At 73.7% G+C, this 15,339-nt stretch carries 15 protein-coding genes and 3 pseudogenes; 9 read left to right on the top strand and 9 right to left on the bottom strand.

The window, feature by feature from the left end; genetic code table 11:
• Positions 1-184 precede the first annotated feature (184 nt).
• Positions 185-463: a DUF5988 family protein gene (locus QSK20_RS12230; RefSeq protein WP_285788718.1), complete on the top strand. Its 279-nt coding sequence runs from the start codon at positions 185-187 to the stop codon at positions 461-463.
• Positions 464-705: 242 nt separating this feature from the next.
• Here the strand turns inward: QSK20_RS12230 and QSK20_RS12235 are convergent, their stop codons facing one another.
• Both QSK20_RS12235 and QSK20_RS12240 read right to left on the bottom strand, forming a co-directional pair.
• Positions 706-1,536 carry a glycosyltransferase family 8 protein gene (locus tag QSK20_RS12235; protein WP_285788719.1) on the bottom strand — a complete coding sequence of 277 codons (831 nt, stop codon included), beginning with the start codon at positions 1,534-1,536 and terminating at the stop codon, positions 706-708.
• A gap of 199 nt (positions 1,537-1,735) precedes the next feature.
• Positions 1,736-3,397 carry a glycosyltransferase gene (locus QSK20_RS12240; protein WP_285788720.1) on the bottom strand — a complete coding sequence of 554 codons (1,662 nt, stop codon included), beginning with the start codon at positions 3,395-3,397 and terminating at the stop codon, positions 1,736-1,738.
• 27 nt (positions 3,398-3,424) lie between these two features.
• Between QSK20_RS12240 and QSK20_RS12245 the strand changes: the two genes are divergently transcribed.
• Positions 3,425-5,971 (top strand): CHAT domain-containing protein, encoded by a 2,547-nt coding sequence (locus tag QSK20_RS12245; protein ID WP_285788721.1) that lies wholly within the window; start codon positions 3,425-3,427, stop codon positions 5,969-5,971.
• A gap of 105 nt (positions 5,972-6,076) precedes the next feature.
• On the top strand, positions 6,077-6,640 hold the full coding sequence (locus tag QSK20_RS12250; protein ID WP_285788722.1) for a hypothetical protein: 564 nt from the start codon (positions 6,077-6,079) through the stop codon (positions 6,638-6,640).
• A gap of 67 nt (positions 6,641-6,707) precedes the next feature.
• Here the strand turns inward: QSK20_RS12250 and QSK20_RS12255 are convergent, their stop codons facing one another.
• Together QSK20_RS12255 and QSK20_RS12260 are read right to left on the bottom strand one after the other, a co-directional pair.
• Positions 6,708-6,866, bottom strand: coding sequence for a hypothetical protein (locus tag QSK20_RS12255; protein WP_285788723.1), 159 nt, complete (start codon positions 6,864-6,866; stop codon positions 6,708-6,710).
• A gap of 127 nt (positions 6,867-6,993) precedes the next feature.
• Positions 6,994-7,167: a hypothetical protein gene (locus QSK20_RS12260; protein WP_285788724.1), complete on the bottom strand. Its 174-nt coding sequence runs from the start codon at positions 7,165-7,167 to the stop codon at positions 6,994-6,996.
• A gap of 211 nt (positions 7,168-7,378) precedes the next feature.
• Between QSK20_RS12260 and QSK20_RS12265 the strand changes: the two genes are divergently transcribed.
• Positions 7,379-8,605, top strand: a complete 1,227-nt coding sequence (locus tag QSK20_RS12265) for a low temperature requirement protein A (protein WP_285788725.1) — start codon at positions 7,379-7,381, stop codon at positions 8,603-8,605.
• 111 nt (positions 8,606-8,716) lie between these two features.
• On the opposite strand, the gene QSK20_RS12270 is transcribed toward QSK20_RS12265, so the two are convergent.
• From QSK20_RS12270 to QSK20_RS32115, 5 genes and pseudogenes are all read right to left on the bottom strand, one after another.
• On the bottom strand, positions 8,717-9,010 hold the full coding sequence (locus QSK20_RS12270) for a hypothetical protein (RefSeq protein WP_285788726.1): 294 nt from the start codon (positions 9,008-9,010) through the stop codon (positions 8,717-8,719).
• Positions 9,011-9,242: 232 nt separating this feature from the next.
• Positions 9,243-9,905: pseudogene (locus QSK20_RS32105) on the bottom strand (asparagine synthase-related protein); the annotation flags it as partial.
• A pseudogene (locus QSK20_RS32110) lies at positions 9,890-10,696 on the bottom strand (ABC transporter permease); the annotation flags it as partial. The pseudogenes QSK20_RS32105 and QSK20_RS32110, both read right to left, overlap by 16 nt.
• On the bottom strand, positions 10,623-11,279 hold the full coding sequence (locus QSK20_RS12285) for an ABC transporter ATP-binding protein (protein WP_285788729.1): 657 nt from the start codon (positions 11,277-11,279) through the stop codon (positions 10,623-10,625). The gene QSK20_RS12285 and the pseudogene QSK20_RS32110, both read right to left, overlap by 74 nt.
• Complete coding sequence (locus QSK20_RS32115; protein WP_352232290.1) at positions 11,266-11,457, bottom strand: lasso RiPP family leader peptide-containing protein; 192 nt, start codon at positions 11,455-11,457, stop codon at positions 11,266-11,268. The genes QSK20_RS12285 and QSK20_RS32115 overlap by 14 nt, the downstream gene beginning before the upstream one ends.
• Positions 11,458-11,794: 337 nt before the next feature.
• On the opposite strand from QSK20_RS32115, the gene QSK20_RS12290 reads away from it, so the two are divergent.
• The 5 genes and pseudogenes from QSK20_RS12290 to QSK20_RS32120 form a co-directional block, all read left to right on the top strand.
• Positions 11,795-12,118, top strand: coding sequence for a TraR/DksA family transcriptional regulator (locus tag QSK20_RS12290; RefSeq protein ID WP_285788730.1), 324 nt, complete (start codon positions 11,795-11,797; stop codon positions 12,116-12,118).
• 214 nt (positions 12,119-12,332) lie between these two features.
• Positions 12,333-12,539 (top strand): hypothetical protein, encoded by a 207-nt coding sequence (locus QSK20_RS12295; RefSeq protein WP_285788731.1) that lies wholly within the window; start codon positions 12,333-12,335, stop codon positions 12,537-12,539.
• A 255-nt stretch (positions 12,540-12,794) separates the two neighbouring features.
• A complete protein-coding gene (locus QSK20_RS12300) occupies positions 12,795-13,061 on the top strand; it encodes a cation:proton antiporter regulatory subunit (protein WP_285788732.1) in 267 nt (88 codons plus the stop codon).
• A gap of 311 nt (positions 13,062-13,372) precedes the next feature.
• Positions 13,373-13,591 (top strand): MbtH family protein, encoded by a 219-nt coding sequence (locus QSK20_RS12305; RefSeq protein WP_285788733.1) that lies wholly within the window; start codon positions 13,373-13,375, stop codon positions 13,589-13,591.
• 407 nt (positions 13,592-13,998) lie between these two features.
• Positions 13,999-15,339, top strand: a pseudogene (locus QSK20_RS32120) (condensation domain-containing protein); the annotation flags it as partial.

A 15,339-nucleotide genomic window follows, 5' to 3' on the forward strand; every position in this document is an offset into this window, starting at 1 on the left:
GGCCGTCTCACCTGCGGCGGGACCAATCGGTCCCGCCGTACGTGTTCCCCGGTCACGGGAACGCGCGGCCCCTCCCGCCGGTACACGCGGCCCGGCCCGGCCCGGCGCACGGCGAGGCGGAACGACGAGCGACGGAGGTCGTGCGATGACAGGTTCTTTCGATCCCGCCCCGACAGTCCGGACGGTGGATCCCGTCGTCAACGGTGACGACCGGACCGCCCTCGCAGCACAGGTACGGAACGACATCGGCCGAGAGGCCGGCGGTATCGTCGACGCGGTTCTGGAGGGTGGGCCGACCACCCTGCCGGCCGAACAGCGCAGCCACCGGGTCGCCCTGCGGGAACACAAGATCAAGGTTCCCCACCACGGCGGGTACGAGCACTTCGAACGGGACGCCGCAGGCGTCGCCGACGGCGTGCCACTGGTCTTCCGATGGAGCGGTCGGACCCGGATCGCCGAGTAGCCGTCGTGATCCGGTGCCGGGCGCGGGCCGGTGCCGGGCACCGGATCGCGGGTACTCACGGGGAGCGGGACCGCCGCTCCGGCGTCTCAGCCCGCTTTCGTGGTGGCGCGGGCCACCGTCGCGCGGATCACGGGAACCACCACCACGCCGAACCGGAGGGGGACCACACCTGGGGGCTCCTGGTCCATCGGTGGTCCTCCCGGGTGGTGGTCACGGACGGCCGCCCCCGGTACGACCGGCGGTCACCGGCTGAAGGTCCGGGTCAGGCCGCCGCTGCGCCGGTGCCGCCAGTACATGTCCCGACGGGCGCCCTTGGGAAAGCCGGGCTGCCAGGGCTTGACCGGTCCGGCCATGTGCAGGATGGCCGAATCGCTGAGCTTGCCGCCGAACTCCGGCTCCAGCCGCCAGGCCATCAGGTCGTTCCAGCGGTGGGGCAGGCGCAGCCAGTTGTCGTAGGTGGCGAAGTTCAGGGCGTCCTGGTCCGGGTAGCGCGACTCGTGCGCGTGACGGACGAGGTAGGCCAACGACTGCTCGGAGACCTCGCACTCCTTCCACCGGGGCACGTCGATCAGCAGCACCCCGGAGTTGAAGTAGTTGCCCCGGGGGTCGAGGTGCTCGTACGTCGACAGGCCCGGGACACCACCCATGTCGTAGAGCCGGCGGTTGAACGGGTCGCGGACCGCCGCGAGCGGAACGCCCCCCATGTCCAGCTCGAACAGGGGTTGGAGGCTGTTCGTGCACAGGGTGTCGCAGTCGATGTAGAGGAGCCGCTCCACCTCCGGTGGAAGCGCGGCGGGCACCAGCAGACGCAGGTACATCGCCGGGGAGAGGTACGCCATCACCGGGTCGTTTCCCTTGGGCAGGTCCACCAGGGAGGTGTCCACCTTCAGGTACTCGATCGAGGCGTGCGGCCCCGCCGCCCGGGCGAGAGCGGCCCGGGAGGAGGCCGGCACGTCGTCCGCGGCGATCAGCCAGTACCGGAGCGGCTGGCCCGGGTTCGACTCGGCGACGGTCGACACGACGACCGCGGCGTGCGCCGCGTACGCGGCGTCAAAGGTCAGGGTGAGGTCCACGGGCGCTCTCCTCCGCACAGGTTGCGCAAAACCCGGAGAAATTAACTTGACAATTGCGGGAGAAGCAAGGCCTCGCGATTGTTCTAGGGGTTCGGAAATCGGCCCCGAAGGGGTCCGGCAATTCGGCTCCATCACTGGACACCGCCGCGTCGGGCGTGGTGGCGTGGCTGCGGTCGCAGGGCGGACGCCACGTACGCGGTCATGCCGGACGCGTTCCCCGTCCGGACAGCGTCCCCAGCACCGCGGCCGCCGCGTTCGCCCCGGTGACCCGCTCGGCCATGGTCCGGCGGATCCGTTCGGCGGCGGCGAAGGCAGCCGACGGATCGCGCAGGACCCGGGCGGTGTGGGCGGCCCAGAGCCGGGTGGTGACCGCGTCGTCGGTGTCGATCGGCAGCACCGCCAGCGCCGCGTCGTCCGGCGGCAGGACCTCGCACAGCAGCATCCCCAGCCCGCTGTTCGCGCTGACCAGCAGCGGGGTGCCGGCGACGACGGCTTCGAGCCCGACCAGGCCGAAGCCCTCGACCCGGGAGGGCATGAGCACCAGGCTCGCCCGGCGCAGGTCGTCGCGGACGTCGGCGGTGTCGGTGGAGTAGGTCCGGGGGGTGACCTGCAACCCGGGCCGGCCCGCCCAGCGCAGGACCGTCTCCCGCAGCCGGCCGTGTTCGGTCGGCGGCACCCCGCGCAGCAGCAGTTCGAGTTCCGTGCCGCCCGGACTGAGCAGCTCCACGGCGGCCCCCACCGCGCCGGCCGCCAGATCGAGGCCCTTGACCTGCCAGTCGTCGAGTCGCCCGGAGAGCATGACCTGGCGTTGGTGCCAGCGGGGCGGGGTCCGCACGGCGTCGCCGTCGAGGTCGAAGCCCGGGTCGATCCGTCCCGGGGCGCTGGCGTCCGGACAGGCGGACAGGTCCCGGTCGAGCAGACCGTGCAGCAGCGGGCCCACCCCGAAGGCCCGCGTCGCGGTGCGGGCCAGCTCGATGTCCTCCTTCCAGCGCCGCTCGGCGATGGCGCCGGCGTCCGGACGGTCACCGCGTTGCCACTCGATGTGGTCCGACCAGGTGTGCACGACGTGCGCGCGGGCAGCCGAGGGGAAATGGTCCTCGACCAGGATCCGGGCGTGCGCGCCGGTGATCCGGCCGTGTCCGACGACGAGGTCCGGCTCCCAGCCGTCGGGCAGGGGCGGACGGCGGAGCAGCCCGTCCCGTTCGGCGCTGTCGGCGGCGGCCGGGGGAGCGGCCACCAGGGTGACCCCGGCCGCCCGGGCGTGGGCGGTCTCCTCCGGTGACGGCCGGAGCACGACGCAGACGACGTCCGCGCCGGCGCGGGCGAGCGCGGCGCACAGGGCGCGGTTGAACGTGCTCAGCCCGCCCTTCGCGGAGAACCAGTGGGTGTCAAGCGTCAGCACCCGTGGCGACGGGCCACCGGCGGGTCCGGCCGTCCCGGTCGGTTCCGGGCCCCAGCCGGTCCCGGTCCATCCCACCGGGCCGGTGGCGGCGGTGGACAGAACGGTGGCGAGCAGTCGGGCCGCCGCCTCGGGGTCGCGTGCCCGGACCCGGAACACCTGGTCGGTGGCGCGTACCTCCACCTCGACGAAACCCGGATCGGCCGTGGCGACCAGCCAGCCCCGGGCGATCCGGGCGACCCCGGCGACGAGGTCCGAGCCCGTCGCGGTGAGGTCGTCGAGGAGGGTGACCACCGCCACCGGGTCGAACCGCCCCCGGAGGGGACCCCGGTCGCCGAGGTCGAACCCGGTCCGCGCCGACAGCCCCAGGTGCTCCAGCCGGGACGTGAGCTGCGCCCGGGTGGAATCATCGACGTCCTCGGCGAACTTGACGACCGTCCGCCCGGGGGCTGAGTGTGTCATGGGCACCATGATGACAGTCCACAGTCGATGGTGGGAGTGGATGGTGACCTGGTGAGCCTTCCCGGGCGGACGGAGTTCCTCGACCACCTCGCCGATCCCGTGGCCGCGATGCCGTCGGACCATCCCCACCGGCCCGAGGCGGTGCGTCTGCACGCGCAGGGCAGCTGGCGACTCCTGGCCGACCTCTACCAGCAGCAGTCGGAGGTGGCCTGGCGGGAACACCGTCCGGCCCTGGCGCTCCGGCTCCTGCTGGCCGAGAGCCGGGTGGCGCTGCGGACGGGCGACCGGCAGCGGTTCGGTGAGACGCTCCTCATCCTCGGCCAGCGGCACCGGCTGAACGGGGGGCCTACCGCGGCCGAGGTGTGGAACCTCGTCCTGCTGCGGGAACCGCTCGGCGCCGACACGGCCCGGTTCCACGCCCACGCGTGGCGGGAGCTGGCGGCCCTGCGCGAGGTGACCCGCCGCTACGACGAGGGCCTGTCCTGCTGCGAGCGGGCCCTGGCGGTGTGCCGCCGGTACCCCGACGCGCCCGGGGTCGCCGGGCGACACGTGCGGGCCCTGATGCAGACGGCGACGATCCGACGCCTCCGGGGCGAGTTGGTGACCGCCCGGGACCTCCTGCGCGAGGCCCGCGAGCTCGCCGAGGCCCGGGACGTCGACGCGTTCACCCGGGGGCTGGTCGCGCTCCGGGAGGGTGGCCTGGAGATCGTCCTCGGGCGGCCGGAGGTGGCGCTCACCGCGTACCGGCGTGCCGCGACGGCGTTCGAGCGGGTGAGCGAGAACAACTTCCTGTACACCCGCCTACGCGAGGTCGCGGCGTTGCGCGAGCTGGGGCGGTTCGACGACGCACTGCGGATCACCGACGACCTGGCGGACCGGTTCCGGGCGCGGGGCGACGCGTACCGGCTCGGTCAGGTCCTGCTGGAGCGGGCCGAGGTCCTGCAGAGCCGGGGGGACATGGCGGCCGTCGCGGCCACCCTGAAGGAGACGAGGTCGTACTACGAGGGGGCCGACACGCTGGAGGCGCTGCGCTGGCACCGGCACGTCGCCCGCGCCCTGATCGTCTCGGGTGGCGACGGGGCGACCGCCGCCCGGCATCTGGCCGTGGTGCTCGACCGGGCCGGCCGCCCGGGCGGCCGGGACCTCAACCGGACCATGCTCGCACTCCACGACCTGCACCGGATCCCGGAGACCGACGTCCTGTCACCGTCGCTGCGGCACGCGGCGGGGCGGGGCGCGCTGCTCGCCGCCGACCTGCAACGCGACTCGCTGCACGAACCGGGCGTGCGCTGGGCCAACCACGCCCACCGGGAGGAGGTGTACCAGGCGGCGGTGCTGGCCCACACCGTCCTGGACGATCCGGAGAGCACCGTGCGGGTGGCCGAGACGGGCCGTGCCGACCTGCTGAACCAGCTGCTGGTGACCCGCTCCGGTGGGGCCGTCGGCACCATCGCCGAGTCCCGGATCGACGCGCCACCCGGCGATCCCGGCCTGGCCGACGAGGTCTTCGCGGTGGCCCGGCTCGCCGCCGGGGCGATCCGCTCCGGACGGGCCCCCGACCGGTTGGCGGTGCCACCGCTGCCGGGTCGCCTGCCGTCCCCGGCCGCCCTCGACACGATGGCCGACGTCGTGGTGGTCGTCAACCTGGGTCGGGGCCCCGACGGCTGGTGGTCGTCGGTGCTGACCCGGCCCCGGCACGGCGCGTGGCGGGCGGCGTTGCGGACCGCCTCCACGGAGTTGGCCGCCCGGCTCGACATCCTGGTCGCCGGCGTCCAACTGCCGCCCCGGGGCGTGTCCCGGGCGGTGTGGGCGGAACTCGGCGCGTTCCTGCTGCCCGATCCGGCCGTCTGGGCCGGAACACCGGAGCGACCCCGGTCGGTGGCGATCACCCCGGACCCCCGGTTGTGGCACCTGCCGCACGCGGCGCTGATCCGGGACGGCAGGTACCTCTGCGACGTGGCCGAGGTGAGTCTGACGCCGAGCCTGCGGACGCTGGAACTGCTGCTGGCCCGTACGGTGTCCACCGGTCCCGGCCGGACGCCGGGCGGCCCGGCGGTGAGCCTGCTCGACCGTGGCCTGGGCGGTCACCGGGTGGAGCGGGCCGCCCTCGACGACTGGCCGGGCGACCACCGGACGGTCGCCCGGCTGCCGCAGGTCGACGAGGTGGTGGATCCCGCGCTGCTGTATGTCTCCGGGCACGGCGACCGTGCCGGAGCCGACACCCGGCTGGGGCCGGACGGTGTCACGATGGACGCCCTCGCCCCCCGGCGGCTGCCGCCGCTGGTCGTCCTGAACGGCTGTTGGAGCGGTACGGCGTCCAGCCGGTACGGGTACGACCCGTTGAGCCTGGCCGTGGGCGCGTTGCTCGGCGGCGCCGACACGGTGGTCGCCGGCGTCGGGCGGATCGGCAGCGTGGCGTCGGCGCACGTCGGCGCGAGCCTCGTCCGACAGGTCGGCCGGGGCGTTCCGGTGATCACGGCATTGCGGCACGCGCAACGGGAGATCCGTACCGAGCATCCCGACCTCGGACCGTTCGAGTGGGCCGGGCTGTGCGGCGTGGGTGCCGGCCGGTGACCCGCCGGACGCCGTGCCAGGCGGTTTCCCCGGTGTTTCCTCGCCGGTCCGAACTGGATACGACGGTCCGTGGTGATCGCGTCACGCCGGCGGGAAACTGGACGTGTGGAATGGATCCCGGTTGTCGGTGTGGTCTGTGGGGCGGTCATCGCTCTCGCCAGCGCGTTGATGGTGGAGGCGCAGCACAGTCGCGCCCAGCGTCGCCAGCATCGTGAGGCGGAGCGGGTCCGCTACTGCCTGGAGTTCGCCCTGGCGCTCGACTCGGCGCACAGCGCCTTGCGTGAGGTCGCCCAGGACCACGACGGCTCCCGGGACCGGATCCGGCCCGCGAACCGGGCGGTCCACCGGGCGGGCGTCTTCGCCACCCGGGAGCGGTTGCTCGTGGCCGGAACGGTGGAGCTGGTCAAGGCCGGGGAACTGGCCTACGACCGGTTGATCGCCGTCCGCAACGCGGTACGCGCCGGCGCGACCCTCCAGTCGAGGGAGTACCACCTGGCCTACCACGCGTTCACCGAGGCGGTCTGGCAGCTCAGGATGGCGGCGCGGGCGGACCTCGACCAGGCCGTGCTGGAACCGGCGGACCTGGACCGGCGGAGCTGGTCGGAGCGGGAGGGCTGCCGCTGGTGCCGCGAACCGGCGTCCCGTGAGCCCGATCCGGCACCGGCCTGAGGCCGCCGAGCGGGGGCGACGCCAGCACTCCGCCCGGGTGCTGGCGTCGTGTCGGCGGGGACGTCGGTCAGCCCCGGGCCTCCCGCTTGGCCATCTGCGGTTCGGCACCCCGGCTGACCTTGCGCAGGGCCTCGCGCAGCTGGCTCTCGGTCATCTTGGAGTTCCCCTCGATGCCGGCCTGGTGGGCCTGGCGGCGCAGGTCGTGGATCTGCTCCCGGTCTGCCATGTCGGCCTCCCCATGTCCCGTTTCCGGCCCGAGTGACTCGGGCCGTCCATGCCGCTGGCTTCCCGGCGTCGGGACCGGCAAACACCCGGAGGCAGGGGCGGCCGAGGCCGGTACCGGCGACCACCCGTCACTGCTCGTCGTCGTCGACGACGTCGGTCTGCTCGTCGTGGGTGACCGTGGCCGGGAGGTGCTCGTCCGGCTGGGGCGCCTGTGCCGTGGTGTGGTGGGGATCCCCGTCCGGGGAGTACAGCACCCGGTCGGTCTTCGGGGTCTTCTCCTGGTCTTCCTCCGGTGCGGTCATCTCCAGGTTCCTTCCGTCGTCCGCTGGTGACGCCGGTGCTGATGACCCCACCGTAAGGTGACGGCCCCGCTCCTCTCCCGGGTTCCGGCAAACGGGACCGCCCCGGGGTGCCCGTCGGGCTCGCGGAACCCACCGGTCCTGCTCGGGGTGCGAACTCCGTCGGATGGCGGTGCGGTCATCCTGCCGATGGGCCGGGGAGCCACCGGCGAGCATGACGGGTATGGGGCTGCGCCGGACCGGGAAGTGGGGGCAGGACCTGCTGCACCGCCGGGAGGACGTGCGGCAGGCGAACTTCCTGGAGCTCTTCGTCGACCTGGTGCTGGTCTTCGCCCTCTCCGGGGTGGTCAACCGGGTGGTCCGGGACATCACCGCCGACGAGGCGCTCGTGCGGATCCGGTCGCTGGGCTACCTGCTCGTCCTGGCCCTGCCGTTGATCTGGCTGTGGATCACCACCGCGCACATCACCAGCTGGTTCGACCCCCGTCGCCGCAGGATCCAGTGGATGGTGCTGGCCAGCGCCTTCGGCCTGCTGGTCATGTCGTCGTCCCTGCCGGCCGCGTTCACCGGGCGGGCGTGGGCGTTCGTCCTGCCGTACGTGCTCCTGCGTGTCGTACGGCCGCTCGTCCTGATTCCCGCCCTGCGCGGGCACGCGCTGCGGGACCTCTACGTGCGCTCGGTGGTGTGGTCCGGGATGTCCGGGACGATCTGGCTGGCCGGTGTGTTCGTCAGCGGTGGGGCACGGGCCGCCGCCTGGGGGCTCGCCATCACGGTGGACCTGGTCGCGGCACAGCTGCGCTGGCCGTTGCCCGGGATGCGGCGCCCGCCGGTCAGCGCGTGGGCGATGGACAGCGGCCACCACCTTCCCGAGCGCTACCAGCAGCTGCTGCTGATCGCCCTCGGTGAGAGCGTGCTGGCCGCCGGTATCACCTTCACCGACCAGCGTCTCGACCTCGCGACCTGGACGGCGCTGGTGGTGGCCTTCCTGTCGACGGTGCTGTTGTGGCGGATCTACTTCTACCGCTCCGGGCAGGTGCTCGCCGAGGCGGTCACCGCGTCCGGTGACCGCCTCGCGGCCGGTCGGGCGACCGGGGTGGCACATCTGGTGATGGTGGTGGGCATCGTCGCCATCGCGGTCGGCTTCGAGATCGCCCTCAAGTATCCGGGGGGTCGGCCCGAGCCGTCCTGGCTGGGGGTGATCCTCGGCGGGCCCGCCCTCTTCCTCTACGGCCGCATCCGGCTGGAACGCGTCGTGTTCGACCGGCTGTCCCGGCGGCGGGTCGTCGCCATCGTCGCCCTGGCGGTGGTGGCCCTGCCCCTCGCGTTCGCCCCGCCGTTGGCCGCCTCGGTGGTCGCGGCGGTCGTGCTGCTCGGCGTCGCGCTCGCCGACGCCCGGCACGCCGCCGGTCGTCCCGCCGAGGAGCCCTCGCCGGCCCACTGACCACCGGAGTCCGTACGACGTCCGGACGCGTCACCCGGTGCGGACGTCGGTCGACTCCCGGGCGGACGACCGGTCCTCCGTCCGGGGACGCGGTCGCCTCCGGCCCACGTCCTACCGGTCGTGGTCGTCGGCGGGGCCCTCGATACGGGTGACCGGGGCGACCACCAGGTCGTGGATCCGCCAGTCGAGGTCGCGGACCCAGGCGCCCAGGTCCTCCAGCCGTTCGACCAGCCGGTCGGTGCCGGGCACCGGGACGACGAGCAGCTCGCCGACGAAGACGTGGCCCTCCTCGCGCAGCCGAAGCCAGGCGTCGGCGATCCGGTCGTGGTCGCGGACGGCGGTGAGCAGGTCGTCGGGCAGGGGGTGCGGCCGGCTGCCGTCGACCACGCGGGGCCGGCTGTCCATGAGGGCGATGACCGGCCCGGTCGCCGAGGGCGGCCAGGAAGTGGTCGTCGAGGAGCGGGTGCACCAGCCGTACCCGGTGGTCGGCGGCGATCCCGGCCAGACCCGCGCGGGTCAGCCGCAGGTCCCGGCGACCGGTGTGCCAGGCGATCCGTTCGGCGAGCCGGCGCGGTTCGGCACGCCGTTCCGCGCGCAGCTGCCGGTGGACCTCGGCGGCGACCTCGGGGCGCAGCCAGGGGAACAGGTCCCGGGCCGACGGCCGCCGACGGGCGTTGCGGCACCACCGGTGGGCGGCGGCCCGGAGCCGGCGGTACGGGGGCCCCGGATGGCGCCGTCGCCAGCCGGCGAGGATCTGGTCCCCACCGGCGCCGGTGAGCACGGAGCCGCCCGACGCCAGCTCCACGACGGGCAGGTGCAGGTGGGCGTTCGCCGGGTGCATTAGCCCGTGTCGCAGCAGCATGCGTCGCGCGACCGGGCCGGTCGGGTCGAGGTCGTCGTCGGCCCGCAGAACCTGCCAGGACGGGCAGCCGAGGGCGGCGACCACCCGGTCCTGCCAGTCGGACTCGTCCGCCCGGGGCGCGCCGGTGAACCGCCAGGTGGCGGGTATCGGCTCCGGCAGTCCCGCCCGGCGGGCGACCCGGACCGCGACGGCGAGGACGAGGGACGAGTCGAGCCCTCCGGAGAAGCTGACCAGGCACGGTGGACGTCGCAGCGCCGGCAGGACCGCCTCTTCCAACGCGGCCAGGGGAGAGGCGGGACGGGCCTCCGTGCCGCCACCGCGTGGTCCGGTGTGGACCGGCCGGGCCGGGCCCTCGGGTGGGGACACGTGGCCGAGGACGACCCCGGAGCAGACGTCCCACCCGGCGCGACCCGGGTCGGCAGGGCGGCGCTCACCCACTCCAGGCCGGCCGGCAGCACGGTGACCGGGAAGTACGTGCCGGAGACGAAGGACAGGGCCACGACCAGCAGTCGGGCGGCCGCGTCGCCGTGGCCGGTCAGCACCGTGACGGCCATCAGGGCGATGCCGACGCCCGCCATCGCCGCGCAGGCGGCGACGAGGACCACGGCCACCCCGATCCAGCTGGCGCCACCGGTGTCCAGGTCCAGGAACAGGGCGAGGACCGTCAGGTAGACGGCGACGCGGAGCAGGGCGAACAGCATCGGGTATCCGGTCAGGCCGAGCGCGAGTGCCCAGGCCGGCACCGGTTGGGCGACGAGCATCTCCAGGGTTCCCGCACGCTGCTCCCGGCTGATCCTGGCGGTCAGTTGGGTGCTGGCCGCATGGAGGACGAGCATGAAGACGAGCCCGGCCGCGACGAAGTCGAAGTAGCTCGGTGAGCCGGCGAAGCCGGGGTCGGGGGCGAGCAGCCGCGAGATGACCAGGAAGACCACGAGGTTGACCAGCCCGAAGCCCAGATCGAGCAGGAGCGGCGGGCGTAACGGATGCCGGCCGGCGAGGTCCCGGACGACCAGTGCCCGGACGGCACGCCAACGGGCCGACGCGCACGGCCGCGTCGACGGCGCCGCCCCGAGGTCGGGCCGGTGGGACGGGTCGCCCGGCAGTGCCGGTGGCGGCCCCGGGGCGGTGGCGGCCCGTCCATCGGTCGGGACAGGGTCACCGCTGGACCGGAAGCGTGAGGACCTGGTGGCAGTTCCGCGCGTCGGTGGCGTGGTGGGAGGCCAGGACACAGGCGAGCCCCGGGCGGCGTTCCAGTGCCGCCCACACGCGGGCCCGGCCGTCGTCGTCGAGCGCCCGGGTGGGCTCGTCGAGCAGGACGAGCGCCGGATCGTCGAGGAACGCCCGGGCCACGGCCACCCGGGCGCGCATCCCCGCCGAGCAGACACTCACCGGCACCGTCGCGACGTCACCGAAGCCCAGTTCGTCCTCGAGTCCGTCGACCGCCCGGGACGCGTCGCGGGCCGGTAGCCGGAGACGGGCCACGAGCAGCAGGTTGTCCCGCGCGCTGAGCTGTTCGTAGAGACTCCGTTCCGGTGCCAGGCAGACGCCGACCATGCGCCGGGCGTCGAGCGTGCCGACCGCCCGGCCGGCGATCTCGGCGGTGCCGTCGGAGAGCGCGAGGGTGCCCGCGAGGCAGCGGAGCAGCGTCGTCTTGCCCGCGCCGTTGCCTCCGGCGAGCAGGAGTCGCCCACCGGCCGGGACCTCGAAGCTGACGTCGGTGAAGGCGGGGCGCCGGCCGAACGTCCGGGTCGCGTGGCGGACCCGCAGCAGTGCGGACGTGCGGGGCGACGCGGGCCGGTCACACCGACCCATCGTCGCCCGCGCCGCCGAGCCCGTCGTCGGGTCCTGCGGTGCCGCCCCTGGTCAGCTCCGCGAGTGTGCCCAGCCGTCGTACGGTGGGCGGCCGGTATTCCGCCGGGCGCGGGGCAGGGCGGTTCGGCTCGGACGCGACACCCTCGGCCGCGAATCTTCTCGAATGGGACAAATTCACCCAAGATATAAAGCATCTGCCGAGCGCCTGCCCGGCCAGAGCCGCCGATGTCGGTTGGTTTGTGCGCGCGGACGGCCTATGGTGGGCCGATGCGTCCGCCCGTCCGCCCGGCCCGTACCGTAACCACCCCGGTGGCGCGTCCGGTGCTGCGCGGAGGAGTGGGGCGGAGCGCCGGGGTCACTCCCGCAGCGGGCCCCAGCGGGCTGCCGAGCCCGGTGCCGGCCGGTCGTGGCCCTCCCGGAGATGACGATCCAGTAGTCCACATGGTCATCTCCCCAGGGCGAAGCGGCATACCGCTTCGGCCCTTTTTCTTTTTCCCGGACAAGAGGGCATCGACATGAGCATCCAGACTTCCGGCACCACCCAACCGCAGTGGCTGACCGCGCTGCACGCCACGCTGGTCTCCCAGTTCGAGGAGCAGAGCGCCAGACTGACCCAACTGACCGCGGACACCGGCGACCCGCAGCAGGCCCACACCCAGGCGGCCCTGGTGGCCGCCACCCGGCAGAGCCTGGAGCAGATCACCGGCGCGCTGCGGCGGATCGCCGAGGGGCGCTACGAGGTGTGCGAAAAGTGTGGCGGGGCGATCCCCGTCGAGCGTCTGCAGGCACTACCGCACGCCCGGTTCTGCGTGCCGTGCCAGCAGAAGCACGGCTACTGACCACAGTTCGCCGACGGTGGCGGGGCGTCGACGCCCCGCCACCCGCTGCCGTCCGGACCGCTGCCGTCCGGACCGCTGCCGTCCGCCCCGGTGTCGAGGTGACCGGGAACATCCGGCGGCGCTGGTCGCCGCGCCGTCTCGGCGTCGCCCCGGCCACGGGTTTGACATTGGTTTGTCATGGTTGTCGCCCGGCCGGCCCGGCTATGGTGGCCCCATGTGGACCCGGCCAGCCCGTTCCGACGTCGCCCAGCGCAAGCCGCTGTCGACGTTGGCCGTGCTGGCCGTGCTGGTGATGGTGCTCTGCGCCACCCGGGCGGTCGGCCTGTGCATCGTGTTCCGGCTGACCCGGCGGGCCGTTCCCGGCTGTGTGCCGGCCTGGTCCGCGGACCGGGCCCCGCCCGTCCTGCCGGCCCGCGTCTGAGACGTCGTCCACCCGACCGGATCGCGCCGCGTGTCGAGCCTCCCCGCCGGAACCCCGGTCACCGGCGCGGGCGGACGGGGCCGCGTGCCCGTCCGGTGGATCGCGTGCGGGCCGGTCGGGTGCGTGGCGTGCCGCCGCATCCGCCCGCCCCGTCCGGATCACCCGGCGGCCGGGTCGACGCCGACCGGCGCGACTGACGTGGGCGGGCCGTCCGCCCTGGCACACCCCTGTCGTCGTCACCGCTGTGAGGTTGTCATGGACCTGGAGTCGACCCCGCTGCCCGGCATCGGGCTCCGGCACTCGTTCGTCACCGAGGAGGGCCGTCGGATCGGCGTGGTGGTCCACCACGTCGGTGGCCGTCGGGACCTCGTACACGACGACGGCGCCGACCCGGACAGCACGTGCAGCCTGGCCCTGACCCGCGCCGAGGCGATCGCCCTGGCCCGCCTGCTCGGCGTCCTCGACGTCGTGGCGGGCGCCGGTGCCGGGTGTGCCGCCGGCGGGCACCTTCGGGGGGCGTGACCGGCGGAGACCGTGGTGGTCCGCCCCGGCGGCGTCGCGCGTTCCGGTCACCCCGGCCACGGACCGCCCGGCGCGGGTCCGACCCGGGCAATGGCGGGAACGGTTACCGTACGAGGTGCGGACGTCACTGCCGTGGTGCTTTTCCGTCGACTGGCCGTTCGCATTACCGGTCCGACGTCGATGCGCGATCAGTCAATATTAGACAATCGATCGGATGGGTCGGCGTCACCGATCGGTCAACTGTGACCGGTCGTATTGGACGGTAGAGTCGCGCTCTAATTCGTGGGCATCACCGCACCGGGAGAGTGGCGATGGAAGAATCCGAGGACCGGCGCTCGTACCAGGTCGTCGTCAACGACGAGGAGCAGTACTCGATCTGGCCGGACGGGTCGGACATTCCGGTCGGCTGGCGGCCGGTCGGGGTCAGCGGCGACCGGGCCAGCTGCCTGGCCCACATCGACGAGGTCTGGACCGACATGCGTCCACGCAGCCTGCGGAACTGGCTGGCCGACCAGGAGCGGGTCGGCTGACGGTCCGGTCGCCGGACGGGGCGTGCCGGAGCTCCGGCACGCCCCGGGTCGCCAGTGGCCGACCGCGGATCCCCGCCGCCCGCGACGCGGCCGGCGAGCCTCGTCCACCTAAATCCATTGTGGAATAAACACTTCCGGTCCTTCCGGGAATCGTGTCGGTTTCCCTCCTGTCGGACGGACCGGTGACGGTCCGTCCGATGTTGACCGGGAGCCGGCGAACCTGGATCGTGACTGTTGACAGACCTGAATCGCCCTCGTAGCTTCTTGTCTGCCGTGGCCACCGCCGGAAAGCCTGCTGGGCAAGGCGGATAACGGACGTCAGAATTCCGCATTCCCCAAGGTCATCTCTGGTTTCTAGGGTGTTTCTTGTCCGGTTCGCCGGATGTGAAGGAGTACAGGTGCCGGCAATGTCCTCCGACGCAGACACCGACGGCCGGTACGGCACGGTCACGTTGCAACCGGGCATGCTCTTCAGCCAGGCGCACCAGCCCGGGTCGGGTATCGACATCCTCCAGGTGGTCGTCGACTGGCCGGCGCCGTTGGATCCGACCGCCATGCGGACCGCCTGGCAGCACGCCACCGCCCGGCATCCGGTGCTGCGCACGGCCTTCGTCTGGCCCGGTGACGGCCACCCGGCGCAGGAGGTCCGCGCGCGGGCGAGCCTGCCGGTGGTGCACCACGACTGGTCCGTCCGGTCGCCCGCCGGCCGTGCCGAGCGGCTGGCCCGCTATCTCGCCGACGACCGGGCCGCCGGCTTCGACTCCTCGACCGCGCCGCTGGCCCGCGTCACCCTGATCACGCACGGGGCGGACCGGCACACCCTGGCGGTCACCCTGCACCACGCCATCCTCGACGGGCGCTCGGTGCACATGCTGCTCGACGAGGTCTGCGCCGAGCACGACGCGCTCGTCGCCGGTCGCCCGTACGTGGCCCCGCACCGGCCGCCGTTCCGCGACTACGCGGAGTGGGCGGCCGGCCGGCCCCTGCACGCCGACCAGCGGTTCTGGAGCACCCGGCTGGCCGGGGCGCGGATGCCGACCCCGTTGCCGCTGACCGACCGTCCGGACGCCCCGCCCCGTGACGCGTCGTCGGTCCGCGAGACCACCCGGTCCCTCGACGCCGGGACCACCGCCGCGCTCGTCGCCACGGCCCGGAGCGTCGGGGTGTCCCTCGGCACCCTGGTCACCGCGGCCTGGTCGGTGCTGCTGCACCGCTACGCCGGAACAGACGACGTGGTGTTCGGCTCCACCCGCACCTGCCGCCGGGACACCGTGGACGGCGCCGACCGGATGCTGGGCCTTCTGATCAACACGGTGCCGACGCGGATCCGGGTCGAGCCGGACCGGCCGGTACGCGACTGGCTGCTCGACGTCCGGCGGCAGATCGACGAGGTCCGTCCGCACCAGCTCGCCCCGCTGGCCGAGATCCAGCGCTGGAGCGGCGTGCCGGCCAGCACCCCGCTCTTCGACAGCCTCCTGATGTACGAGCACCAGGACCTCCAGACCGCGCTGAGCCGATCGGTGCCCGGCTGGGGCGAGCGGGTCGCCCGTGTCCACCGGCACCCCGGTCCGCCCGTCACCGTCTGCGTCTACGGCGAGCCGACGCTGACCGCGCTCCTCTACCACGACCGCCGCCGGCTCTCCGCGGCCGGTGCGGACGCGATGCTGCGCCAGTTCCTGCTCGTCCTCACCGGGCTGGCTGCCGGAACCGACCGGCCGGTGTCCGCGCTGCCCCTGACCGACCCGACC

The sequence above is a fragment of the Micromonospora sp. NBRC 101691 genome (assembly GCF_030269285.1).
Classification (GTDB): domain Bacteria; phylum Actinomycetota; class Actinomycetes; order Mycobacteriales; family Micromonosporaceae; genus Micromonospora; species Micromonospora echinospora.

Coding starts and splice junctions, on each gene's coding strand:
- QSK20_RS12245 (WP_285788721.1), top strand. CDS start 3,425: ATGGTGGGAGTGGATGGTGACCTGGTGAGCCTTCCCGGGCGGACGGAG.
- QSK20_RS12270 (WP_285788726.1), bottom strand. CDS start 9,010: ATGGACAGCCGGCCCCGCGTGGTCGACGGCAGCCGGCCGCACCCCCTG.
- QSK20_RS12285 (WP_285788729.1), bottom strand. CDS start 11,279: ATGGGTCGGTGTGACCGGCCCGCGTCGCCCCGCACGTCCGCACTGCTG.
- QSK20_RS12300 (WP_285788732.1), top strand. CDS start 12,795: ATGGACCTGGAGTCGACCCCGCTGCCCGGCATCGGGCTCCGGCACTCG.
- QSK20_RS12260 (WP_285788724.1), bottom strand. CDS start 7,167: ATGACCGCACCGGAGGAAGACCAGGAGAAGACCCCGAAGACCGACCGG.
- QSK20_RS12240 (WP_285788720.1), bottom strand. CDS start 3,397: ATGACACACTCAGCCCCCGGGCGGACGGTCGTCAAGTTCGCCGAGGAC.
- QSK20_RS12255 (WP_285788723.1), bottom strand. CDS start 6,866: ATGGCAGACCGGGAGCAGATCCACGACCTGCGCCGCCAGGCCCACCAG.
- QSK20_RS12290 (WP_285788730.1), top strand. CDS start 11,795: ATGAGCATCCAGACTTCCGGCACCACCCAACCGCAGTGGCTGACCGCG.
- QSK20_RS12295 (WP_285788731.1), top strand. CDS start 12,333: ATGTGGACCCGGCCAGCCCGTTCCGACGTCGCCCAGCGCAAGCCGCTG.
- QSK20_RS12265 (WP_285788725.1), top strand. CDS start 7,379: ATGACGGGTATGGGGCTGCGCCGGACCGGGAAGTGGGGGCAGGACCTG.
- QSK20_RS12305 (WP_285788733.1), top strand. CDS start 13,373: ATGGAAGAATCCGAGGACCGGCGCTCGTACCAGGTCGTCGTCAACGAC.